24 protein-coding genes are annotated in these 23115 nt (G+C 59.3%); 13 read left to right on the top strand and 11 right to left on the bottom strand.

Annotated features, from left to right (window positions below; all coding sequences use genetic code 11):
• Positions 1–71 precede the first annotated feature (71 nt).
• The 4 genes from HGP31_RS01985 to ntrC all read left to right on the top strand — a co-directional run bounded on the left by HGP31_RS01985 (position 72) and on the right by ntrC (position 3804).
• On the top strand, positions 72–494 hold the full coding sequence (locus HGP31_RS01985) for a cupin domain-containing protein (RefSeq protein ID WP_020797427.1): 423 nt from the start codon (positions 72–74) through the stop codon (positions 492–494).
• Between the two features lie 26 nt (positions 495–520).
• A complete protein-coding gene (locus HGP31_RS01980; RefSeq protein ID WP_168757090.1) occupies positions 521–1036 on the top strand; it encodes a DUF4124 domain-containing protein in 516 nt (171 codons plus the stop codon).
• Positions 1037–1285: 249 nt separating this feature from the next.
• Positions 1286–2371, top strand: a complete 1086-nt coding sequence (gene glnL, locus HGP31_RS01975) for a nitrogen regulation protein NR(II) (RefSeq protein WP_020797424.1) — start codon at positions 1286–1288, stop codon at positions 2369–2371.
• The gene (ntrC, locus tag HGP31_RS01970) at positions 2368–3804 is read left to right on the top strand and encodes a nitrogen regulation protein NR(I) (protein ID WP_020797423.1); all 1437 of its coding nucleotides are present in this window, start codon (positions 2368–2370) and stop codon (positions 3802–3804) included. The genes glnL and ntrC overlap by 4 nt, the downstream gene beginning before the upstream one ends.
• Positions 3805–4355: 551 nt before the next feature.
• Here the strand turns inward: ntrC and HGP31_RS01965 are convergent.
• Positions 4356–4796, bottom strand: a complete 441-nt coding sequence (locus HGP31_RS01965; RefSeq protein ID WP_033044422.1) for a hypothetical protein — start codon at positions 4794–4796, stop codon at positions 4356–4358.
• Here HGP31_RS01965 and trmL point away from each other — a divergent pair.
• Positions 4795–5250 carry a tRNA (uridine(34)/cytosine(34)/5-carboxymethylaminomethyluridine(34)-2'-O)-methyltransferase TrmL gene (trmL, locus tag HGP31_RS01960; protein WP_020797421.1) on the top strand — a complete coding sequence of 152 codons (456 nt, stop codon included), beginning with the start codon at positions 4795–4797 and terminating at the stop codon, positions 5248–5250. The genes HGP31_RS01965 and trmL overlap by 2 nt on opposite strands.
• 157 nt (positions 5251–5407) lie before the next feature.
• Here the strand turns inward: trmL and secB are convergent, their stop codons facing one another.
• The 3 genes from secB to HGP31_RS01945 are packed head-to-tail and all read right to left on the bottom strand — an operon-like array spanning position 5408 to position 6605.
• On the bottom strand, positions 5408–5893 hold the full coding sequence (gene secB, locus HGP31_RS01955) for a protein-export chaperone SecB (RefSeq protein WP_008058540.1): 486 nt from the start codon (positions 5891–5893) through the stop codon (positions 5408–5410).
• Between the two features lie 42 nt (positions 5894–5935).
• Positions 5936–6190, bottom strand: a complete 255-nt coding sequence (gene grxC / locus HGP31_RS01950; RefSeq protein WP_008058538.1) for a glutaredoxin 3 — start codon at positions 6188–6190, stop codon at positions 5936–5938.
• 1 nt (position 6191) lies between these two features.
• Entirely contained in the window at positions 6192–6605 is a 414-nt protein-coding gene (locus HGP31_RS01945) for a rhodanese-like domain-containing protein (RefSeq protein WP_033043806.1), read from the bottom strand.
• A 153-nt stretch (positions 6606–6758) separates the two neighbouring features.
• On the opposite strand from HGP31_RS01945, the gene gpmI reads away from it, so the two are divergent.
• From gpmI to HGP31_RS01920, 5 genes are all read left to right on the top strand, one after another.
• A complete protein-coding gene (gpmI, locus tag HGP31_RS01940) occupies positions 6759–8288 on the top strand; it encodes a 2,3-bisphosphoglycerate-independent phosphoglycerate mutase (protein WP_020795730.1) in 1530 nt (509 codons plus the stop codon).
• Between the two features lie 191 nt (positions 8289–8479).
• A complete protein-coding gene (locus HGP31_RS01935) occupies positions 8480–9775 on the top strand; it encodes a murein hydrolase activator EnvC family protein (RefSeq protein ID WP_020795731.1) in 1296 nt (431 codons plus the stop codon).
• Between the two features lie 34 nt (positions 9776–9809).
• The gene (locus tag HGP31_RS01930) at positions 9810–11129 is read left to right on the top strand and encodes a S41 family peptidase (protein ID WP_020795732.1); all 1320 of its coding nucleotides are present in this window, start codon (positions 9810–9812) and stop codon (positions 11127–11129) included.
• A gap of 1 nt (position 11130) precedes the next feature.
• A complete protein-coding gene (locus HGP31_RS01925; RefSeq protein WP_020795733.1) occupies positions 11131–11898 on the top strand; it encodes a divergent polysaccharide deacetylase family protein in 768 nt (255 codons plus the stop codon).
• A 113-nt stretch (positions 11899–12011) separates the two neighbouring features.
• Positions 12012–13235, top strand: coding sequence for a Vps62-related protein (locus HGP31_RS01920; protein ID WP_020795734.1), 1224 nt, complete (start codon positions 12012–12014; stop codon positions 13233–13235).
• A 52-nt stretch (positions 13236–13287) separates the two neighbouring features.
• Here HGP31_RS01920 and HGP31_RS01915 read toward each other — a convergent pair whose 3' ends face one another.
• The 7 genes from HGP31_RS01915 to HGP31_RS01885 form a co-directional block, all read right to left on the bottom strand.
• Positions 13288–14043 carry a substrate-binding periplasmic protein gene (locus tag HGP31_RS01915; RefSeq protein WP_020795735.1) on the bottom strand — a complete coding sequence of 252 codons (756 nt, stop codon included), beginning with the start codon at positions 14041–14043 and terminating at the stop codon, positions 13288–13290.
• Positions 14044–14121: 78 nt separating this feature from the next.
• Positions 14122–14892, bottom strand: a complete 771-nt coding sequence (hisF, locus tag HGP31_RS01910) for an imidazole glycerol phosphate synthase subunit HisF (protein ID WP_007897430.1) — start codon at positions 14890–14892, stop codon at positions 14122–14124.
• A gap of 9 nt (positions 14893–14901) precedes the next feature.
• Positions 14902–15639, bottom strand: a complete 738-nt coding sequence (hisA, locus tag HGP31_RS01905; RefSeq protein WP_020795736.1) for a 1-(5-phosphoribosyl)-5-[(5-phosphoribosylamino)methylideneamino]imidazole-4-carboxamide isomerase — start codon at positions 15637–15639, stop codon at positions 14902–14904.
• Positions 15640–15681: 42 nt separating this feature from the next.
• A complete protein-coding gene (locus HGP31_RS01900; RefSeq protein ID WP_020795737.1) occupies positions 15682–15939 on the bottom strand; it encodes a DUF2164 domain-containing protein in 258 nt (85 codons plus the stop codon).
• Positions 15939–16577, bottom strand: a complete 639-nt coding sequence (gene hisH / locus HGP31_RS01895) for an imidazole glycerol phosphate synthase subunit HisH (protein ID WP_020795738.1) — start codon at positions 16575–16577, stop codon at positions 15939–15941. Before hisH ends, HGP31_RS01900 begins: the two co-directional genes overlap by 1 nt.
• On the bottom strand, positions 16577–17170 hold the full coding sequence (gene hisB, locus HGP31_RS01890; protein ID WP_007939452.1) for an imidazoleglycerol-phosphate dehydratase HisB: 594 nt from the start codon (positions 17168–17170) through the stop codon (positions 16577–16579). The genes hisH and hisB overlap by 1 nt, the downstream gene beginning before the upstream one ends.
• Before the next feature lie 291 nt (positions 17171–17461).
• Entirely contained in the window at positions 17462–19126 is a 1665-nt protein-coding gene (locus HGP31_RS01885) for an OFA family MFS transporter (RefSeq protein WP_020795739.1), read from the bottom strand.
• 409 nt (positions 19127–19535) lie between these two features.
• Between HGP31_RS01885 and HGP31_RS01880 the strand changes: the two genes are divergently transcribed.
• The 3 genes from HGP31_RS01880 to HGP31_RS01870 are packed head-to-tail and all read left to right on the top strand — an operon-like array spanning position 19536 to position 23094.
• On the top strand, positions 19536–21761 hold the full coding sequence (locus HGP31_RS01880; protein WP_020795740.1) for an AsmA family protein: 2226 nt from the start codon (positions 19536–19538) through the stop codon (positions 21759–21761).
• Positions 21758–22825 carry an A/G-specific adenine glycosylase gene (gene mutY, locus HGP31_RS01875; protein WP_033043801.1) on the top strand — a complete coding sequence of 356 codons (1068 nt, stop codon included), beginning with the start codon at positions 21758–21760 and terminating at the stop codon, positions 22823–22825. Before HGP31_RS01880 ends, mutY begins: the two co-directional genes overlap by 4 nt.
• A complete protein-coding gene (locus tag HGP31_RS01870; RefSeq protein ID WP_033043799.1) occupies positions 22822–23094 on the top strand; it encodes an oxidative damage protection protein in 273 nt (90 codons plus the stop codon). Before mutY ends, HGP31_RS01870 begins: the two co-directional genes overlap by 4 nt.
• The last annotated feature ends 21 nt before the right edge of the window (positions 23095–23115 follow it).

Here is a 23115-nt window from a genome sequence, read left to right as displayed (position 1 = left end):
CGGCAACGTCCGGCATAAAAAAATATCGGCTAACCGTAGCCTGTACCGTCTTGAACTCAAAGGACGGCAACATGAAACCCTCCATGCTCACCCCCCTATTTACCGCCCTCATCGCCCTTGCCCTACAGGGCTGTAGCAACTCAGCGTCCACAGTAGCGATCGAACGCAAAGTCCTGTTGCAAAGCAGCGCCTCCTGGGACAGCACGCCTTACACCCATTACCCTTACGCCGAACCACAACTCTCGGTGCTTAAACTGAAAATTCCGGCCAATACGCAACTTCCATGGCATCGCCACGCCATGCCAAATGCGGCGTATGTCCTCAGCGGGGAGCTGACGATAGAAAGCAAGGAAAGCGGCCAGGTTCGACGCGTCAAGCAAGGCGAAGCGGTGGCCGAAATGGTCAATATCACCCACCGCGGAGTCACCGGCGAGGAACCGGTAGAACTTATCGTGTTCTATGCTGGCAGCGAGGGTATTCCTTTGTCGGAGTAATTTTTTGCTGCTCACAGGGAGCCTGAATGCGACCATTCTTATTATTTCTTGGGCTTTTATCAGGCTTCCCTGCAACGGCCCAGATCTACAAATACACCGATGCTGCCGGCAACACGGCCTACAGCAATCAACCACCCGATGGAGTAAGCGCTCAGACGGTTGATTTACCCCCGCTTAACAGCGTCGATCGTCAACCGCCCAACGAACCTCCTGCGCCCACCCCCATCCGCAACCGCGAGCAGATAAACAGCACCTACGAGACTCTTGAGCTGACTGGCGTGCCCAACGACGGGGCCTTGCGCGCCAACAACGGCACCTTCACGGTCAACGTGCTGATCAAACCACGCCTGCAAGGCTCGCATCTGTTCAGGTTGTTACTGGACGAGCAACCCTATGGCCAGCCAGGCAACGTTCCGAGCCTTCAACTGGTAAACATCGATCGCGGTCTGCACAGGCTCGCCGTTCAAGTGATCGACGGCGACACGGTCATACAACAAAGTCCCACCGTGACCTTTACCTTGCAGCGGGTGCACAAGCATTGAAAGCCTGGCCGCGTTTTCGCTTCTTTTAACCTTGCACAGGTTTATGCACTATATTGGTGCGATTAGTTGCACGACGTTCCAATCACAGCCCATTTTGGTTCGAAACTACCCGCGAAAGCTGGCAGAACGCCACGCAATCGAGCGTCAAACGCCTGTTTCAGGGGTTTAGCGCTTCTTTTCGGAGCCTTGGTTTGGTTTTTGCATTTTCCTCGCATCAGCTCTTTATTCATGCGCCAAAAGAGGTCCTGAATGACCATCAGCGACGCACTACACCGCTTGCTGCTCGACAACCTGACCACCGCCACCATCCTGCTCAACGCCGAGTTGCGCCTTGAGTACATGAACCCCGCGGCGGAGATGCTCCTGGCCATCAGCGGCCAGCGCAGCCATGGGCAGTTCATCAGCGAGCTGTTTACCGAATCCACCGAAGCGCTCAACTCTTTGCGCCAGGCGGTCCAGCAGGCGCACCCGTTCACAAAACGCGAAGCAATGCTCACTGCCCTCACCGGCCAGACCTTGACGGTCGATTACGCGGTAACACCGATCCTGAGCAATGGCGACACGCTGCTTCTGCTCGAAGTCCATCCTCGCGACCGCTTGCTGCGCATCACCAAGGAAGAGGCCCAGCTGTCGAAGCAGGAAACCAGCAAGATGCTGGTGCGGGGCCTGGCCCATGAAATCAAGAATCCGCTGGGCGGTATTCGCGGCGCGGCACAGCTGCTGGCCCGCGAACTGCCGGAAGAAAGCCTGCGTGACTACACCAACGTCATCATTGAAGAGGCCGACCGCCTGCGCAACCTGGTCGATCGCATGCTCGGCTCGAACAAGTTGCCATCACTGGCCATGTGCAACATTCACGAAGTGCTGGAACGCGTCTGCCATCTGGTCGAGGCCGAGAGCCAGGGCTGCATCACGTTGGTGCGCGACTACGATCCGAGCATTCCAGACGTCCTGATCGATCGTGAACAAATGATCCAGGCCGTGCTGAATATCGTGCGCAATGCGATGCAGGCCATCAGCAGCCAGAATGAGCTGCGCCTGGGCCGCATCAGCCTGCGCACCCGCGCCATGCGCCAGTTCACCATTGGCCACGTGCGCCACCGCCTGGTGACCAAGATCGAAATCATCGACAACGGCCCGGGCATTCCTGCGGACCTTCAGGAAACCATCTTTTTCCCCATGGTCAGCGGCCGTCCGGACGGTACCGGGCTGGGCCTGGCCATTACCCAGAACATCATCAGCCAGCACCAGGGCTTGATCGAATGTGACAGCCACCCCGGCCACACCACATTCTCGATCTTTCTGCCACTGGAACAAGGAGCCACATCGACATGAGCCGTAGTGAAACCGTGTGGATCGTCGATGACGACCGTTCTATCCGTTGGGTCCTGGAAAAAGCCTTGCAGCAGGAAGGCATGACCACGCAAAGCTTCGACAGCGCCGATGGCGTGATGAGCCGCCTGGCGCGCCAGCAGCCGGACGTGATCATCTCCGACATCCGCATGCCTGGCGCCAGCGGCCTGGATCTTCTGGCGCGGATTCGCGAGCAACACCCACGGCTGCCAGTGATCATCATGACAGCGCACTCCGATCTGGACAGCGCTGTCGCGTCCTATCAAGGCGGAGCGTTTGAATACCTGCCCAAGCCGTTCGATGTCGACGAAGCGGTTTCCCTGGTCAAGCGTGCCAACCAGCACGCTCAGGAACAACAAGGCCTGGAAGTGCCGGTCACACTGACCCGCACCCCGGAAATCATCGGCGAAGCACCCGCGATGCAGGAAGTGTTTCGCGCCATCGGGCGCTTGAGCCACTCCAACATCACCGTGCTGATCAACGGCGAATCCGGCACCGGTAAAGAACTGGTGGCGCACGCCCTGCACCGCCACAGCCCGCGCGCCGCTTCGCCATTCATTGCACTGAACATGGCAGCGATCCCCAAGGACCTGATGGAATCCGAGTTGTTCGGCCATGAAAAAGGCGCGTTCACCGGTGCCGCCAACCTGCGCCGCGGTCGATTCGAACAGGCGGATGGGGGCACGCTGTTCCTCGATGAAATCGGCGACATGCCGGCCGACACCCAGACTCGTTTGCTGCGGGTCCTGGCCGATGGCGAGTTTTACCGCGTCGGTGGTCACGTCCCGGTCAAAGTCGATGTGCGGATCATTGCCGCCACGCACCAGAACCTGGAAACCCTGGTGAATGCCGGGAAATTCCGTGAAGACTTGTTCCACCGCCTCAACGTGATCCGCATCCACATACCGCGCCTGTCGGACCGTCGCGAAGACATCCCGACCCTGGCCAAGCACTTCCTCAGCCGTGCAGCGCAGGAACTGGCGGTCGAGCCGAAGCTGCTGAAAAACGAAACCGAGGAGTATCTGAAAAACCTGCCATGGCCGGGCAACGTGCGCCAACTGGAGAACACTTGCCGCTGGATCACCGTGATGGCCTCGGGTCGCGAAGTGCATATCGGCGATTTGCCACCGGAGTTGCTGAGCCTTCCGCAGGATTCGGCCCCGGTGACCAACTGGGAACAGGCGCTACGCCAGTGGGCCGACCAGGCACTGGCTCGCGGTCAATCCAGCCTGCTGGATAGTGCCGTACCGACTTTCGAGCGGATCATGATCGAAACTGCCCTCAAGCACACCGCCGGCCGCCGCCGCGATGCCGCCGTGTTGCTGGGCTGGGGGCGAAACACCCTGACTCGCAAGATCAAGGAACTGGGGATGAAGGTTGATGGTGGGGATGATGATGAGGGGGATGAGGGTTAATCAGCCTTAGTTCTTCACTGACCGTCACACCCAATTCGCGAGCAGGCTCGCTCCCACAGTGGATTTGTAGTGTTCTCACTATCGAGTGAACGCTACCGAACCTTGTGGGAGCGAGCCTGCTCGCGAAGCTTTTTGGGCTCACGTGCACCGCCGGAAGGCACCGTGAACCGCAATCGCGCACGGCAACTGCTCCGAAATCCCGCCTCCGTTCGCAATCGAACCCCTATCGAAGAAACACGAAAGCCCCGGATTACGGGGCTTTCAGCTTTTCTACGCGTCTTTCTGTTTCAACTTGTTAAAACCTGGCACGCCCCCTGCAATAGTCTCATCAGTGATGCAGATCACCACCCAGTTTCGGGGACCTTGGTACAGGCAGGCCGGGGATTCCCCTCTTTACACCGGGCTCATACCGCACAAGCGACGAGCCTCCCAGTTTTGGGGTCCTTGGTACAGGCAGGCCGGGGATTCCCTCTTTACACCGGGTTCAAGCGCAATGCGCGAGCCCTCCCGTTTTGGGGACCTTGGTACAGGCAGGCCGGGGATTCCCTCTTTTATTGCTCCCGGAGATGGATCTCCAGCCGCCAGCGGTCATCGACCTCGCTACCGGCCCACTCACCCTGAAGGGGACGGGCCGCCACCAGCGTCAACAACAATCCCCCGTCACTCAAGCGCACCCGCCAGTTCACATCCTTGCCATTGAGCTTGAGCTGGCCTTTTTGCGCCTTGCCTTGAGCTTCGAACAACAACGCAACACTGCCTTCCACGATCTCGCCGTGGGTCTTGGGCTCATTGTTGAACCACACCACCAAGCCGTCGCTGGTCACTTCGATCTGTTGCAATTCGCTGGGGTCTGGGGTGGTCAGACGACCGATCATCAACCCCACCATGACCCCCACAATTGCCAGCGAAGCCATCACACGCGGGAATAGTTTCGAACGAGGGTCGGCTTGCGGCGTAGAATGCCGCTCATCTCTACCTTCGGAGCCGTGCATGTTTCACGTCATCCTTTTCCAACCAGAAATTCCGCCGAACACCGGCAACGTTATCAGGCTGTGCGCCAACAGTGGCTGCCACCTGCATTTGATCGAACCGCTGGGCTTTGAGATGGACGACAAGCGCCTGCGCCGGGCGGGCCTCGACTACCACGAGTATGCCACCTTGCAACGTCACGCGGACCTGGCCAGCTGCCTGGAAAGCCTCGGTCATCCACGCTTGTTCGCCTTCACCACAAAGGGCTCGCGGCCGTTTCACGACGCCAGCTTCACCCCTGGTGACGCCTTCCTGTTCGGTCCGGAAAGCCGCGGCCTGCCAGCCGAGGTGCTCGACGCTTTGCCCGCTGAACAACGCCTGCGCCTGCCGATGCGCGAAGGCTGCCGTAGCCTGAACCTGTCCAATACCGTGGCCGTCGCCGTGTACGAAGCCTGGCGGCAGAACGACTTCAAGTAACACCACGCCCCCCTGTAGGAGCTGCCGAAGGCTGCGATCTTTTGATTTTTAAGATCAAAAGATCGCAGCCTTCGGCAGCTCCTACTCGAAGGTTTCGTTTGCTCCATGAAAAAAGCGCCTCTAGATAGGCGCTTTTTTCATGGAGCAAACGAAGCTTTTATTGGACGGTCGGAGTCTCGCCCGCCGCTTGCATGCGTTGCAGCTCTTGCGCGTACAAGGCATCGAAGTTCACCGGAGCCAGCATCAGGGCCGGGAACGAGCCGCGGGTCACCAGGCTGTCCAGCGCTTCGCGAGCGTACGGGAACAGGATGTTCGGGCAGAACGCGCCCAGCGTGTGACTCATCGAAGCGTCGTCCAGGTTCTTGATCAGGAAGATACCGGCCTGTTGCACTTCGGCGATGAATGCCACTTCTTCACCGTTCTTCACGGTGACCGACAGGGTCAGCACAACTTCATGGAAGTCGCCTTCCAGCGCCTTTTGACGGGTATTGAGATCCAGACCGACACTCGGCTCCCACTGCTGGCGGAAGATCGCCGGGCTTTTCGGGGCTTCGAAGGACAAGTCACGTACGTAGATGCGCTGCAAGGAGAATTGCGGTGCGGTTTCTTCTTCGCTAGCTGCAGTGTTCTGTTGGTCAGTCATCTCAGATCCTTTCTGATCTTGGGCTTTTATAGGGTATGGAATTCAGGCCTTGAGCAGCGCGTCGAGCTTGCCGGCGCGCTCCAGGGCAAACAAATCATCACAACCGCCAACGTGGGTGCTGCCGATCCAGATCTGCGGCACGGACGTACGCCCGGCCTTCTGAGCCATTGCGGCACGCACCTGCGGCTTGCCATCGACCTTGATCTCTTCGAAGGCCACGCCTTTGTTCTCGAGCAGGTATTTGGCTCGGGAGCAATAAGGGCAGTAATCGCTGGAATAGACGACGACGTTGCTCATATCACTTCACCAGCGGCAGATTGTCGGCTTTCCAGCTGGAAACACCACCGGACAGTTTGGCGGCGGTGAAGCCAGCCTTTACCAGTTCGCGAGCGTGAGTCCCGGCCGTCTGGCCCATGGCGTCGACCAGGATGATGGTCTTGGCCTTGTGCTTTTCCAGCTCGACAACACGGGCAGCCAGTTTGTCGTGAGGAATATTCAACGCACCAACAATGTGACCGGCAGCGAAATCCTTGGCAGGACGAATGTCGATTACCACGCCCGCGTCTTTGTTGACCAGGCCAGTCAATTCCCCAGTGCTCAGGCTACGGCCGCCGCCCTGCATCTGATAGGCAATCAGCAACGCCAGCAGTACGACGAAGATACCGACGAGGATGTAGTGGTTAGTGGCAAATTCAATCAGGTGAGCAACCATCGAAGGAGGTTCCAGGGCGTTAAAATGTCGGCCAGTATACACAGCCACTATGGTGGGCCAAACCCCGTCCGGCGGTGACGTGGCCGGAACTTCGCTTTAAACTGCCACTCCCTTTTCCATCGCCCTCTTTTATCTCAGCCACGAGTGGACTCCATGACTACCACGCCTAAACCTTTGGTCCTGATTATTCTCGACGGCTTCGGTCACAGTGAGAGCCCTGAATCCAACGCGATCTTTGCCGCCAAGAAGCCTGTATTGGACCGCCTGTGGGCCACCGTGCCCAACGGCCTGATTTCGGGCAGCGGCATGGACGTCGGCTTGCCGGACGGCCAGATGGGCAACTCCGAAGTCGGCCACATGAACCTCGGTGCCGGTCGCGTGGTGTATCAGGACTTCACCCGTGTGACCAAATCGATCCGCGACGGCGAGTTCTTCGAGAACCCGACCATCTGTGCCGCGGTGGACAAAGCTGTCGCTGCCGGGAAGGCCGTGCACTTCATGGGCTTGCTGTCCGATGGCGGTGTGCACAGCCACCAGGATCACCTGGTCGCCATGGCCGAACTGGCCGCCAAGCGCGGCGCCGAAAAAATCTACCTGCACGCCTTCCTCGACGGCCGCGATACCCCGCCGAAAAGCGCGCAATCGTCGATCGAACTGCTGGACGCTACCTTCAAGGCCCTGGGTAAAGGCCGGATCGCCAGCCTCATCGGTCGTTATTTCGCCATGGATCGCGACAACCGCTGGGACCGTGTCTCCCAGGCCTACAACCTGATCGTCGAAGGCCAGGGCGAATTCAACGCCGCCACCGCCCAGGAAGGTCTGCAAGCGGCTTACGAGCGCGGCGAAAGCGATGAATTCGTCAAGGCCACTTCCATTGGCGAGCCGGTGAAAGTCGAAGACGGCGACGCCGTGGTGTTCATGAACTTCCGCGCCGACCGCGCGCGCGAGCTGACCCGCGTTTTCGTCGAGGACGACTTCAAGGAATTTGAACGTACCCGTCAGCCAAAACTGGCCGGTTTCGTCATGCTGACCCAATACGCCGCCAGCATTCCCGCACCTTCGGCCTTTGCCGCCGGCAGCCTGGAAAACGTGCTGGGCGACTACCTGGCGAAAAACGGCAAGACCCAGCTGCGTATCGCCGAAACCGAGAAATACGCCCACGTGACCTTCTTCTTCTCTGGCGGTCGTGAAGAACCGTTCCCGGGCGAAGAACGCATCCTGATCCCGTCGCCTCAAGTCGCTACCTATGACTTGCAGCCGGAAATGAGCGCGCCTGAAGTCACCGACCGCATCGTCGACGCCATCGAAAACCAGCGTTACGACGTAATCGTGGTCAACTACGCCAACGGCGACATGGTCGGCCACAGCGGTGTGTTCGAGGCAGCGGTCAAGGCTGTTGAGTGCCTTGACCAGTGCGTCGGTCGCATCGTCGATGCCCTGGAAAAAGTCGGCGGCGAAGCGCTGATCACCGCGGACCACGGCAACGTCGAGCAGATGTCCGACGAAACCACCGGCCAGGCCCACACCGCGCACACCACCGAACCGGTGCCGTTCATCTATGTGGGCAAGCGTGACCTGAAGGTTCGCGAAGGCGGCGTGCTGGCAGATGTGGCGCCGACCATGCTGAAGCTGCTAGGCCTTGAAAAACCGGCGGAAATGACCGGGACTTCGATTCTGGTGTAACCCGCACGCTCAAACGCCACAAACCACTGTGGCAGCTGGCCTGCCAGCTCCCACAGTGGTTTGTGGTGGTTTTACAGACTAAATCCCCCTTACCTCCCCTTCCAGTCATCACACAGTCAGAAATGGGCATTTTTTTTGCTGCTCATGGCGGGCATACTAGGACGTCCCTTTCTTTGGTGTCGCCCGCCTCTATGCTCCGCGTCCTGATAGCCCTCGCCCTGACTTGCCTGCTCCAGCCGGCCTTCGCCGATGAGCGCGCGCAAACCCAGCAACAATTGGACGCCACGCGTCACGACATTGCCGAGTTGAAAAAACTGCTGGGCAAGCTGCAGGAAGAAAAGTCCGGCGTGCAGAAAGACCTGAAGGGCACTGAAACCGAGATGGGCAAGCTCGAGAAGCAGGTCGACGCCCTGCAAAAAGAGCTGAAGAAAAGCGAAACCGAGTTGCAACGACTCGATGCAGAGAAAAAAAAACTCCAGAGCGCGCGCACTGAACAACAGCGACTGATTGCCATCCAGGCCCGCGCGGCATATCAGAACGGCCGGCAGGAATACTTGAAACTGCTGCTCAACCAGCAGAACCCAGAGAAGTTCGCCCGCACGCTCACCTATTACGACTACCTGAGCCAGGCTCGCCTGGAGCAGCTGAAGAATTTCAACGAAACCCTGCGCCAGCTCGCCAATGTCGAAAAAGACATCGGCCTGCAGCAGGCGCAATTGCTGGTACAGCAAAGCAGCCTGGAAACCCAGCGTGGTGAGCTCGAGAAAGTACGTCAGGAGCGCCAGCAAGTCCTGGCCAAGCTCAACGACGACGTGAAGGCTCGCGACCAGAAACTGGCAGCCCGTGAGCAGGACCAGGCAGACCTGTCTAAAGTCCTTAAAACTATTGAAGAAACCTTGGCCCGCCAGGCTCGTGAGGCAGAAGAGGCGCGACAAAAAGCGCTGATCGCCCAGCAGGAAGCCGAAAAAAAGCGTTTACGTGAGGCCCAGGCGCTGGCAGATGCCAACGACGATGCCCCACGCAAACCGGTTAAATCGACACCCGGCCCACTGGTTTCCAGTTCCGGTGAAACCTTTGGCGGCGCATTTGCTTCAACTCGCGGCAAACTTCCATGGCCTGTCGATGGTCGACTGTTGGCGCGCTTCGGTGAAAGCCGTGGCGACGACGCCCGGACCAAGTGGGACGGCGTAATGATCGGCGCTTCTGCAGGCAGTGCGGTGCATGCGGTGCATGGCGGTCGAGTGGTGTTCGCCGACTGGTTGCGCGGGGCCGGGCTGCTGGTGATTCTCGACCACGGCAACGGTTTCCTGAGTCTTTATGGTCACAACCAGACACTGCTCAAGTCTGCGGGTGACGTGGTAAAAGCCGGTGAATCCATCTCCACTGTCGGTAACAGTGGCGGGCAGGACACACCAGCGCTGTACTTTGCTATTCGTCAGCAGGGTCACCCGAGTGATCCGGCGCAATGGTGCCGCGCGCAAGGATAGGCGCTGAGTCACCTACATTAGGAGTTCGTTCGACATGCTGCATTTGTCCCGCCTTACCTCGCTGGCCCTGGCGATCGCCCTGGTGATCGGCGCGCCTCTGGCGTTCGCCGCTCAACCGGCCCCGGCAGTCGCGCCTGCGGGCACTGCCGCGACCACCAAGGCGCCACTGCCGCTGGAAGAGTTGCGCACCTTTGCCGAGGTCATGGATCGGATCAAGGCCGCGTATGTCGAACCGGTAGACGACAAGACCCTGCTGGAAAACGCGATCAAGGGCATGCTCAGCAACCTTGACCCGCACTCCGCCTACCTGGGACCAGAAGACTTCGCTGAACTGCAGGAAAGCACCAGTGGCGAATTCGGCGGCCTGGGCATCGAAGTCGGCGCCGAGGACGGCTTTATCAAAGTGGTGTCGCCAATCGATGACACACCGGCCTCCAAGGCTGGCATCCAGGCAGGCGACTTCATCGTCAAGATCAACGGCCAACCCACCCGCGGACAGAGCATGACCGAAGCGGTGGACAAGATGCGCGGCAAGATCGGCCAGAAAATCACCCTGACCCTGGTACGTGACGGCGGTACGCCATTCGATGTGACCCTGGCCCGCGCCATCATTCAGGTGAAGAGCGTGAAGAGCCAGCTGCTCGAATCCGGCTATGGCTACATCCGCATCACCCAATTCCAGGTCAAGACCGGCGAAGAAGTGTCCAAGGCCCTGGCGAAGCTGCGCAAAGACAACGGCAAGAAACTCAACGGCATCATCCTCGACCTGCGCAACAACCCGGGCGGCGTACTGCAATCGGCGGTGGAAGTGGTCGACCATTTCATCACCAAGGGCCTGATCGTCTACACCAAGGGTCGCATCGCCAACTCCGAACTGCGTTTCTCTGCCACCGGCAAGGACGAAAGCGAAGCCGTGCCAATGGTCGCGCTGATCAATGGCGGCAGCGCCTCGGCCTCGGAAATCGTCGCCGGCGCCCTGCAAGACCAGAAACGCGCGGTGATCATGGGTACGCCGAGTTTCGGCAAAGGCTCGGTGCAAACCGTGCTGCCACTGAACAACGACCGAGCACTGAAGATCACCACCGCGTTGTACTACACGCCCAACGGCCGCTCGATCCAGGCCCAGGGTATCGTCCCGGACATCGAAGTGCGCAAGGCCAAGATCACCAACGAGCAAGACGGCGACTACTTCAAGGAAGCCGACCTGCAAGGTCACTTGGGCAACGGCAACGGTGGCGCCGACAAACCAAGCAGCTCCGGCGGCAAGGCCAAGCCGATGCCGCAAGACGACGATTATCAACTGGCCCAGGCCCTGAGCCTGCTCAAAGGGCTGAGCATCACATCCGGTCGCTGAGATGCTTGCGCGGGTAGTCCTGGGGCTGTTGTGTTGCCTGGCGGGTGTTGTTCACGCTGCACCCGCCCCTCAAAAGGCTTATATCAGCCTGATCATCGATGACCTGGGGCAAAACCTGCCCCGGGATCGCCAGGTGCTGGCCCTTCCGGGGCCGGTGACGGCGGCGATCATGCCCGACACCCCTCACGCCACCGAATTCGCTCGCGAAGCCCATCGTGCCGGCAAGATCGTCATCCTGCACATGCCCATGGACCCGGCCACCGGTCCGTTCGCCTGGCATCCCGACTTGCCTGTCGAAGAGCTCGAGAAACGCCTGAACGCAGCACTCAAGGTCGTACCCTATACCGCTGGCATCAATAACCACATGGGCAGCCGCATGACTGCCCAACGCCCAGCCATGGCCTGGTTGATGGCTGACCTGCAGCGTCGGCACAAGCTCTTCGTGGATAGTCGCACCAGCGCGCAGACTGTGGCAGCGGCCGAAGCGCAGAACATTGGATTGGCGAGTATTTCGCGTGATGTGTTTCTGGATGATGAGCGCACTGAAGCGGCAATCTTCACCCAGTTGCAGACAGCAATCAGCCTTGCGCGTAAGCAGGGTTCGGCGGTGATGATCGGGCATCCGTATCCACAGACGCTGGCGGTGTTGGAGCGTGAACTGCCCAAGCTCAAGGCTCAGGGCATCGAGTGGATTGATATAAAGCAGATGGTCAGTGTGCGCGGCAATCGCGCCATGGTTGCCCATGGCAAAGACGGAATTTACCGGTAACAACTCGCCACGCACCTATACATAGCTACCGCCCGACACCTCTTCCAATTCCAGATATTGAGACCTGCAACAGGTCGCGGCCCTGAGTCGCCTTTTACATATCAGGAATAACCATGAACACCGAGAACAGCGCTACAAAACCAATAGGCTCGATAAAAGTCGATAACTTGCTAATCAACTTTACGACAGAGTTTCAGCGACTCTGGGACAGCGGGCGATCACAAGCGAAGCCCGCAACCTTTTGGCGCGCTGCGCCAGCCCCTGATTTGCTGCCGGGCTATTTCTCTCTGGGCGATTTAGTCATTCCTGGACATGACAGTATTAATAGTAAAAAAGTGGCCGTGGTCGTCTGCGAAGGACCAAAAAGTGGAGAAAGCACCAAAGTTAATGCACTCAGCCCACCTATCGACTTCGAACAAGTCTGGAGAAGTGCAGGCTCAACAACCGTTGCGGACTGCACGATTTGGCGCCCGATCCCTCCCGATGGCTACGTTGCAATGGGGATGGTGTGTTCCGACCGTGAAAAACCTTCGCTCAACGTGGTTCGATGCATCAGGGAGGACCTGGTAGTAGCCTCAACTGTCGGCAACTTGATCTGGAGCGATAAAAGCAGTGGTGCGCGACAGGATCTCAGCGCTTGGAGCATCTGCCCACCCATCGCGCAAAACGGTGAAATCTACCTTTCACCCGGTACCTTTGCCGGTGTTAGAGGCTATTCCAAACCGACGACACTCACTACTTATTCATTGCGAATGAGCATCCCGCTTCAAATCAACCCCCAGCTGCAGGCACCAGTACTGTCCGGGATCGGGCAGCCTACACAACTCGAAAAAGCCGAAACCACTTACATCGCCAAACTTCCCTGGTTTACCGTAATAGACCCGGTTCTGAGCCCGATTGAGCAACTACGCACAACGCCTTCATACCTCTTGGAGAGGACAGACCAGTATGTGCTCGTGGGAAGCGGCCATAATGAAGACGCCGCGAGTAAAACCTTCAAGTGGATAGTACACAGAGTTCAGACACGTCAAAGCCTGACGGCATTCGCCCTCGTCACGTCTATCGAATTCGATAGTGAATGGCCAATCAACGTGCAGGCGCCTCTCATCAACTTTTCGGGGAGATTGGACAAGAAATTTGCTCATTCTGATGAGTCAGGCGGATGGTCCGCCCATGCTGCCACAGAAGTCTTTATCGTCGTCTCGAAAAACAGAACTGTGGCGGTATATCAAATGCAGAGTAACTACAGACTGCTGCGCGAAGACAGAACTCAAGTCACTACAGAGCTTAATTACACCGACATGAGCAATTTACACCTGACTGAATTCTCATCTTAAAAGACGGATGAAGTCACACCCACCCTTTAACCAGTAGAAATTCCAGCAGCAACTATAGATACCGCCCCATGATCTCGTCGACCACGCCGTCCTTGCGCATCTGATCCAGTGCAGCCTGTAACTTGGCGACGGTTGCCTGCGGTACGTCCTTGTTCAGCGCCAGGTACAGCTCGGCGCTGTTGAAACGCAACACGGTCTTCAGCCCGTTTACCCCGTCCTGGCGCGCCAGATAGCGCCCGGCCGGGTCGCCGGTGGCCCACAGGTCGATCTGTCCGCTGACCAGCTTCTTCGCATTATCCTGATCGCGTAGCACCACGATTGGCTTCAGGCCCTGCTTGGCGAGCGTCTCGGCAATCGCATCGCCCTTGTACGCGCCAATCCTGTATTTGCGCGCGTCCTCCAGGGTCTCGAGGGAGATTTTGCTGTCAGCCTTGGCCAGCATGATCCAGTCATCCGGACCGATCGGCCCGACCCATTTGAAAAGCCGCTCGCGGTCCGGCAAACGGGCCATCACGAATGCTCCGTAACCGGGGTTTTCCAGCGCGAGTTTGTAGACACGCTCCCAAGGGAAACGCAGGGTCAGGCTATAAGTGACGTTGGCGCGCTTGAACATCTCGCGGACGATGTCCACGGCGATCCCATTGATGTTCTCGTCCTGAGCGAAGTTCTTGCCGTTCTTGGCCATGTTGTACGGCGGGAAGTTTTCCGTCAGCAACACCAGTTCCGTGGTGGAGCTGTCGGCGGCGCGTGCGCTACTGATGAGCAACAAGGAAGCGCTGGCGAGGACAAGAAGAATGCGTTTAAACATGTCTGGCTACCGAAATCCATGGCGTACTCAAGAGTGCCCTGAGCCCGCCATGATGTCCACTGGCCTGTACTGGTTTGTTCAGCGCATCACAATACCGCGGTGGGCCATATAGGCCTTGGCTTCTTGAACGGTGTATTCACCGAAGTGGAAAATACTCGCTGCCAACACTGCACTGGCGTGGCCCTCGAGAATGCCGTCGGCCAGGTGCTGCAGGTTGCCGACACCGCCGGAAGCGATCACCGGAATGCCCAATGCATCGCTGATGGCGCGGGTGACACCCAGGTCGAAGCCATTTTTCATGCCGTCCTGGTCCATGCTGGTCAGAAGGATCTCACCGGCACCCAGGCCTTCCATCTTCTTCGCCCATTCGACCGCGTCGAGCCCGGTGGGCTTGCGCCCGCCGTGGGTGAAGATTTCCCAGCGCGGGGTTTCGCCAGGTCCCGAGACCTTCTTCGCATCAATGGCAACCACGATGCATTGCGAACCGAAGTGCTGCGCCGCTTCACCGACGAATTCCGGGTTGAACACAGCAGCGGTGTTGATCGAGACCTTGTCCGCACCGGCATTCAGCAAATTGCGAATGTCCTGCACGGTGCGTACGCCACCGCCCACGGTCAGCGGGATAAACACCTGGCTGGCCATGCGCTCGACGGTATGCAGCGTGGTGTCGCGACCGTCGACGCTGGCAGTGATGTCGAGGAAAGTAATCTCGTCGGCACCCTGTTCGTCATAACGACGGGCGATCTCCACCGGGTCGCCCGCGTCACGGATGTTCTCGAACTTCACACCTTTGACGACCCGGCCGTTGTCCACGTCCAGGCAAGGGATGATGCGTTTGGCCAGCGCCATGGTCAGTCCTCAGCCTTTGTACGAATCGCAGAAAGCTTGCGCTTCAGCGACGTCGAGGGTGCCTTCATAAATCGCGCGACCGGTGATCGCACCGATGATGCCTGGCGCCTTGGCGTCGAGCAGGGTCTTGATGTCACCCAGGTTGTGGATGCCACCGGAAGCGATCACCGGGATCTTCGTGGCAGCCGCCAGCGCAGCGGTGAACGGCACGTTGCAACCCTGCATCATGCCGTCTTTGGCGATGTCGGTATAAACGATGGCGGACACGCCGTCGGCTTCAAATTGCTTGGCCAGGTCGATCACCTGGATGGTGCTGATTTCAGCCCAGCCATCGGTAGCGACGAAACCGTCCTTGGCGTCCAGGCCGACAATTACCTTGCCCGGGAACGCGCGGCAGGCTTCGGCAACGAAGGCCGGATCTTTCACGGCCTTGGTGCCGATGATCACGTAGCTCACGCCCGCTTTCACGTAGTGTTCGATGGTTTCCAGGGAACGGATGCCACCGCCGATCTGGATCGGCAGGTTCGGGTAGCGCCTGGCAATCGCGGTGACCACTTCGCCGTTGACCGGCTGGCCTTCGAACGCACCGTTCAGGTCGACCAGATGCAGACGACGGCAACCGCCCTCCACCCACTTGGCAGCCATGCTCACCGGGTCATCGGAGAACACTGTGGAATCTTCCATGCGGCCCTGGCGCAGACGAACACAGGCACCGTCTTTAAGATCGATAGCGGGAATAATCAGCATCTGTCAAACCTTCAAATTTGAATGTTCAGCTTGGCTCGGAAATCAGTTTTTCTCGAGCGCCCACAGGTCGCTTTCGATGCTTTCGAACCTCTCCTTGAGGTGCGCCTGCACATCGAATATCGCCCTGTTGTAATAGTGAGGAGCAATTTCGCGGGTGAACAGCTCAAGGATTTCGGCCGCTTCGAACGAACCCAGGTCCAGTTCGAAGCGATCCTCCATGAAGCGCTTGATCTTGTGATTGGCCTCACTCTCCTGTTCAGGAGTGAGGGTCAGGATCGGCGGCTTCTTCTTGACCGCCATTACCAGCGACCGTCCCACGCGGCGAAGTTCTGCAGCAACTGCAGGCCATGGGTATGGCTTTTCTCCGGGTGGAACTGCACGGCGAAACGCGAGCCTTCGGCCAGCGCTGCGGCAAAGTCGACCCCGTAATGACCGCCACCGACCACCTGCCGCGCATTACCGGCGGCGATGTAGTAGCTGTGCACGAAGTAAAACCGCGCCATGTCTGGAATGTCGTGCCACAGCGGGTGACTCACCTTCTGCTTTACTTCGTTCCAGCCCATGTGCGGGACTTTCAGGTGTTCGCCGTCCTCGACAAGATCCTTGCCGAAGAACTTCACCTGGCCCGGGAACAGGCCGATGCAGTCGACACCGTCGTTCTCTTCGCTGTGCTCGAGCAAGGCCTGCATGCCAACGCAGATGCCGAGGAACGGACGATCCTGGCTGACCTCACGTACCAGTGAATCGAAACCCAGTCGACGGATCTCCGCCATGCAGTCGCGGATCGCGCCAACACCGGGGAAAACCACCCGGTCGGCTTCGCGAATCACGTTCGCATCGCTGGTGATCAGGACCTTGCCAGCCCCCACGTGCTCGAGGGCCTTGGCCACCGAGTGCAGGTTGCCCATGCCGTAATCGATAACCGCGACTGTCTGCATTACAGGACGCCCTTGGTCGAAGGCATTTGCCCGGCCATGCGGTCATCGAGTTCCACGGCCATGCGCAGGGCGCGGCCGAAAGCCTTGAACACGGTTTCGATCTGGTGGTGGGTGTTGTGCCCACGCAGGTTGTCGATGTGCAGGGTGACGTTGGCGTGGTTGACGAAGCCCTGGAAGAATTCCTGGAACAGGTCAACATCGAAACCGCCGACGGTGGCGCGGGTATACGGCACATGCATCTGCAGGCCAGGGCGGCCGGAGAAGTCGATTACCACGCGCGACAGCGCTTCATCGAGCGGCACGTAGGCGTGGCCGTAGCGACGGATGCCTTTCTTGTCGCCGATGGCTTTGGTGAATGCCTGACCCAGGGTGATACCGACATCTTCCACCGTGTGGTGGTCATCGATATGCAGGTCGCCTTTGCTGACGATATCCAGGTCGATCAGCCCGTGACGGGCGATCTGGTCCAGCATGTGCTCAAGAAAAGGTACACCGATATCAAATCGGGCCTTTCCGGTGCCATCCAGGTTGATCGAGGCTTTGATCTGGGTTTCCAGAGTGTCGCGCTCGACTGACGCCATACGTTCGGCCATCACCAGCTCCGCAAAATCATTGGGCGAAAAAGGCAACCATTATAGGGGCGCGGGCGCGAAACAGAAACACGGGAGGTGATATCGCTGACGGATAGAATCCCCGGTCGTCGGGGATAGACATGTCCATACAAGCCATTTCAAGCACCACCAGACAAATGTGGGGGCGGGCTTGCTCGCGAAAGGGGCTGCACATGCAACATATTTGTCGACTGTCAGACCGCAATCGCGAGCAAGCCCGCTCCCACAGGGGTTGGTGTTGGCCTGAAGATGTCAGGCCAGACCCTCAGCTTCTTAGTGGAACAGTACCGCTGTTTTTTGCAGCGTCACCCACACACCCCATGCCAACGGAATACCCACCACCAGCCAGGCAGCTACCGCCAACGGCTTGGTGCCGGCATCGGCTTTCCACTCCAGCACGGTGCTGCTGTCAGCCCCTTTGTCGTGACCCAGAGCCTGTTCGGCAGCCAGCTCGGCGTCGGTCATGAAGTACTTGTCGGCCACCGGACGCACCAGCAGGTTGCAGATAAAGCCCAGTACCAGCAGGCCCGCCAGGATGTACAAGGTGATGTCGTACGCCGCTGCACGCTCGACGCCGATGCTCAGCTGATATTCACGCAGGTAGTTCACCAGCACCGGACCCAACACACCTGCCGCCGCCCATGCCGTCAGCAGGCGACCGTGGATCGCACCGACCATTTGCGTGCCGAACAGGTCCGCCAGATAAGCGGGGACCGTGGCAAAACCACCGCCGTACATCGACAGGATGATGCAGAAGGCTGCCACGAACAGCGCGACACTGCCCAGATGCCCAAGGTTCGGAATCAGTCCGTATAAAGCAAAGCCCAGGGCGAAGAACACGAAGTAGGTGTTTTTACGGCCCAGGTAATCCGAGAACGAGGCCCAGAAGAAACGCCCGCCGATGTTGAACAGGCTCAGCAAACCGGTGAAGCCCGCAGCGATGGCGGCAATCGAAGCCAGTTGCGAGGCGTCCAGTTGGCCAAATGTCAGGTCATTGCCCAGCAACTTGCCGGCAAAAACCTCCTGCAACAGTGGCGAAGCCATGCCGAGGATGCCGATACCGGCGGATACGTTCAGGCACAACACCAGCCATACCAGGCGAAATTGTGGCGTCTTCCACGCCACGTTCACGTGCACGTGACGGTGGGTGATCATCGCGTTCGAGGCTTTTTTCGCAGGTGCCGTCCAGCCTTCAGGCTTCCAGCCGGTCGGCGGCACTCGATAGGACAGCGCGCCGCCGATCATGAACACGAAATAGATCGCAGCCATGACCAGGAAGCTTTGCCACACGCCGACACTGGTGGGCGAGGCAAAATGACTCATCAACGCCGCCGCCAAGGGCGCACCGACCATTGCACCCCCGCCGAAACCCATGATCGCCATGCCGGTCGCCATGCCGCGCTTGTCCGGGAACCACTTGATCAAGGTCGACACCGGCGAGATGTAGCCCAGGCCCAGGCCGATACCGCCAATGACCCCGGAGCCGATCCACATCAGCCAGATCTGGTGGGTATAGACCCCCAGCGCGGAAATCAGCAGACCGCCGCACCAGCACAGCGCCGAGACGACACCCGCCTTGCGCGGCCCGGCATGCTCCAGCCAGCCACCCCAGATGGCGGCCGAGCAACCCAGGAAGATGAAGAACAGGGTGTAGATCCAGCCGAGCATCGAAATCGGCCAGTCGCATTGCGAAGAAAACACTTGAGCGATGAAGCTCATGTCGGGCGCACAAGCCACTGGTGCGGTGATGCCGAGCGCTTTGGACAGCGGCAACCAGAATACCGAGAAGCCATACGCCATGCCGATACACAGATGGATAGCCAGCGCGGCCGGTGGCACCAGCCATCGGTTGAAACCGGGCCTGGCGATAATGCGCTCCTTGGAAAGGAACGCGGGCTGGCCGGCTTGAAGGCCGTCTGCCGTGATGCTCGTGGTCATTGTTTATCCCCCAATTGTCAGTAGTGTTCGCCAGCCACTTTTCACCCTCAGCCTTAATGCACGCAGACATGACCGTTTTTTAGGGAAAAGCTCGTTTTTCCTGCGACATCACGTCGCAGAGGGGCGGACGAACCGGTGCAGGGTAGCATTTGCCAATGGTCGAAAAACCAAACTGACATCACGTTTTCGAAGTTGTCCGTTTTCGTACCACCTGAAGGAACCTCCCTTGCGATCATTGTCGAACTGATTAACCACTTCTTCTCCGGTACAGATCCTGTCTACACGCAGGCAAAATCACTTTTTGCCTGGATGCTCGACGCTCTGTCCTTGTGATCTGCCCGGTCGGGCGCTGCGGAGCGCTATACTCCCCGGCTAAATTTCGAATTCGACTAACTACAAGGACTCGCCCATGAAAGCGTTCGGCAAAATCCTGGGTCTGGTACTTCTCGGGCTGTTGCTGATCGTAGTGGCGCTGGGCTTTGCCCTGACCCACCTCTTCGATCCCAACGACTACAAAGACGAGATACGCCAGATTGCCCGCGACAAGGCCCACATCGAGCTGACGCTCAATGGCGATATCGGCTGGAGCCTGTTCCCTTGGCTGGGCCTGGAACTGCACGATGCAGCGGTCGCTACCCTGGCCAAGCCCGCCGAGCCCTTCGCCGACCTGCAGATGCTCGGCCTGTCGGTCCGCGTGCTGCCATTGCTGCGCCGCGAGGTGCAGATGAGCGATGTGCGCGTCGAAGGCCTGAACCTGCGCCTGAACCGCGACAAAGATGGCCACGGCAACTGGGAAGACATCGGCAAGGTGCCCAAGCCTGCAACCACGGCCACGCCTGCCGATGCCACCAGCGAACCTGAGCAGCCAACCACCGCCCAGGCGGAAAAACCGGCACAGCCCATTCGCCTGGACATCGACAGCCTGACCGTCAACAACGCCCGCGTGGAATACAGCGACGAAAAAACCGGCAAGCAATTCAGCGCCGAAAGCATCCAGCTCAGTACCGGGCCGGTGCACGACTCCACCAACATCCCGGTCAAGCTCACCGCGTTCCTGGGCACCAACCAGCCGGTTCTGCGGGTGCGCACCGAGCTCAACGGCGAATTGCGTTTCGAACGCGCGCTGCAGCGCTACAAGCTCGAAGACATGAAGCTGTCCGGTGAAGTCGCCGGCGATCCGCTGCAAGGCAAGACCGTGACCTTCGCTGCGCAAGGCCAGCTGTTGCTGGACAAGGCTGCCAACGTCGCCGAGTGGACCGGGATCAAGGTCTCCGCCAACCAACTGCGAGCGCTGGGCGAGCTGAAGGTCAATGACCTCGATAAAACCCCGCAGGTTAACGGCGGCTTGTCGATTGCCCAGTTCGACCTGGCGAAATTCGTCGACAGCATCGGCCAGAAACTCCCGGCGATGGCCGAAGGCAGCCTGAGCAAGGTCGAACTGGCCACGCGCCTGACCGGCACGCCCTCCAGCCTCACGCTCGATGACATCAACCTGAAAGTCGACGACAGCACCTTTACCGGTCGCATCGCTGTCGAGGATTTCGCCAAGCAATCCCTGCGCGCAACCCTCAAGGCGGACACCTTCAACGTCGACCGTTACCTGGCGCCGAAGTCGGCCGAGGCTAACAGCGCCAAGCAAGTGCGTCAGGCCGAAGTCGCCAGCACCGAAGCTGATGCCATGGCCGGGGCCGGCAGCACACCCCTGCCGCAATCCCCAACCAAAGAAGCCTGGAGCAACGAACGCCTGCTGCCGGTGGAACGTCTGAGCAAGCTGGATGTAGACGCCGACCTGACCTTCGGCCAGTTAACCCTGGAAAAACTGCCGATCCACAACGCGGTGCTCAAGGCCAACGGCCAGGGTGGATTGTTGACGCTGAGCAGCCTGCGCGGCGACCTGTACGAGGGCAACTTCGAAGCCAAAGGCACCCTTGATGTGCGCCAGCAGGCGCCGGTGCTGAACATGCAGACGCAAATCAGCCGGGTGCCAGCGGAAAAAATCCTCGAAAGCCAGGGCAAGGAGCCACCGGTCAAAGGCCTGGTAACACTCAACAGCACCCTCACCGGTAGCGGCAACAGCCAGAAAGCGCTGATCGAAACCCTTAATGGCAACGCCAGTTTCGTCATCAACAATGGCGTGCTGCTCAATGCCAACCTCGAACAACAGTTGTGCAAAGGCATCGCCACGCTCAACCGCAAGTCCCTCAGCGGCGAGCCAAGGGGCAAGGACACACCGTTCCAGGAGCTCAAGGGTAACCTGACCTTTCGAAACGGCGTCGCGAGCAACCCGGACCTGAAAGTGCGCATCCCGGGCATGACCGTCAACGGCGACGGCGACATCGACCTGCGGGTCTTGGGCATGGATTATCGCGTGGGCATCATTGTCGAAGGCGACAAGAGCGACATGCCGGACCCGGCCTGCCAGGTGAGCGAGAAATTTGTCGGCATCCAGTGGCCGTTGCGTTGCCGCGGCCCACTGGAGCTCGGCGCCAAGGCCTGCCGCCTGGATAACGAACGCATGGGCCAGGTCGCGAGCAAACTGGCGGGCGAGCGCATCAGCGAAAAAATCGACGAGAAACTGGGCGACAAGGTCAGCCCGGAACTCAAGGACGCACTCAAGGGGCTGTTCAAGCGATGAGAGCCGAGCAGTTTTCATTGGCGGTGCTGGAATGGTTCGACCGCCACGGCCGTCACGATTTGCCCTGGCAACAGGGCATCACCCCTTATCGGGTGTGGGTCTCGGAAATCATGCTGCAACAAACCCAGGTCAGCACCGTGCTGAATTATTTCGATCGGTTCATGGCCTCGCTGCCGACGGTCGAAGCCCTGGCGGCGGCGCCCGAGGACGAAGTGCTGCACCTGTGGACGGGCCTGGGGTACTACACCCGCGCGCGTAATCTGCAGAAGACTGCGAAAATCGTCGTCGAGCAGTACGGCGGTGAATTCCCCCGGGACGTGGAAAAACTCACCGACCTGCCCGGCATCGGCCTGTCCACGGCGGGTGCGATCGCCAGTATCAGCATGGGCCTGCGCGCGCCGATCCTCGACGGCAACGTCAAACGCGTTCTGGCACGCTTTACCGCGCAAGAGGGTTACCCGGGCGAGCCGAAGGTCGCCAAACAGCTATGGGCGAACGCTGAGCGCTTTACGCCGCACGATCGGGTGAACGCCTACACCCAGGCGATGATGGACCTGGGCGCCACGCTCTGCACCCGCAGCAAGCCGAGCTGCCTGCTCTGCCCGCTGGAAAAAGGCTGTGAAGCGCACATGCTCGGCCTGGAAACCCGCTACCCGATTCCCAAGCCACGCAAAGCCATCCCGCAGAAACGCACGCTGATGCCGATGCTTGCCAATGCCGAAGGTGCGATCCTGCTTTACCGTCGACCTTCCACGGGCCTGTGGGGCGGCTTGTGGAGCTTGCCGGAACTCGATGACCTCGACGACCTGCAACATCTCGCCTCGCAGCACTCGCTGGAGTTGGGCAACCCGCAGGCACTGCCGAACCTGGTGCACACCTTCAGCCATTTCCAGTTATCCATCGAACCCTGGCTGGTTCAGGTCCAGGAGGCCGGCCAGCACGTGGCCGAGGCCGACTGGCTCTGGTATAACCTCGCCACCCCGCCGCGCCTGGGCCTTGCCGCCCCGGTCAAGACCTTGCTCGAACGCGCGGCTGCCGTATTGAACGCAGGAGAGTCGTCATGACCCGCACCATCATGTGCCGCAAGTACAAAGAAGAATTGCCCGCCCTGGAGCGCGCTCCATTCCCGGGTGCCAAAGGCCAGGACATTCTTGACCACGTCTCGGCCAAGGCCTGGGCCGATTGGCAAAAACACCAAACGCTGCTGATCAACGAAAAGCGCCTGAACATGATGAACGCCGAAGACCGCAAATATCTTCAGGGCGAGATGGACAAGTACTTCTCCGGCGAGGATTACGCCAAGGCCGAAGGCTACGTTCCGCCTGCCGAGTAAGCCCGTGAAATCGGGGGGTCG

This window comes from Pseudomonas umsongensis, assembly GCF_012647205.1.
GTDB lineage: Bacteria > Pseudomonadota > Gammaproteobacteria > Pseudomonadales > Pseudomonadaceae > Aquipseudomonas > Aquipseudomonas umsongensis.
The sequence above is the reverse complement of the archived record's forward strand: the minus strand, read 5'-3'. Positions and strand labels throughout refer to the sequence as shown.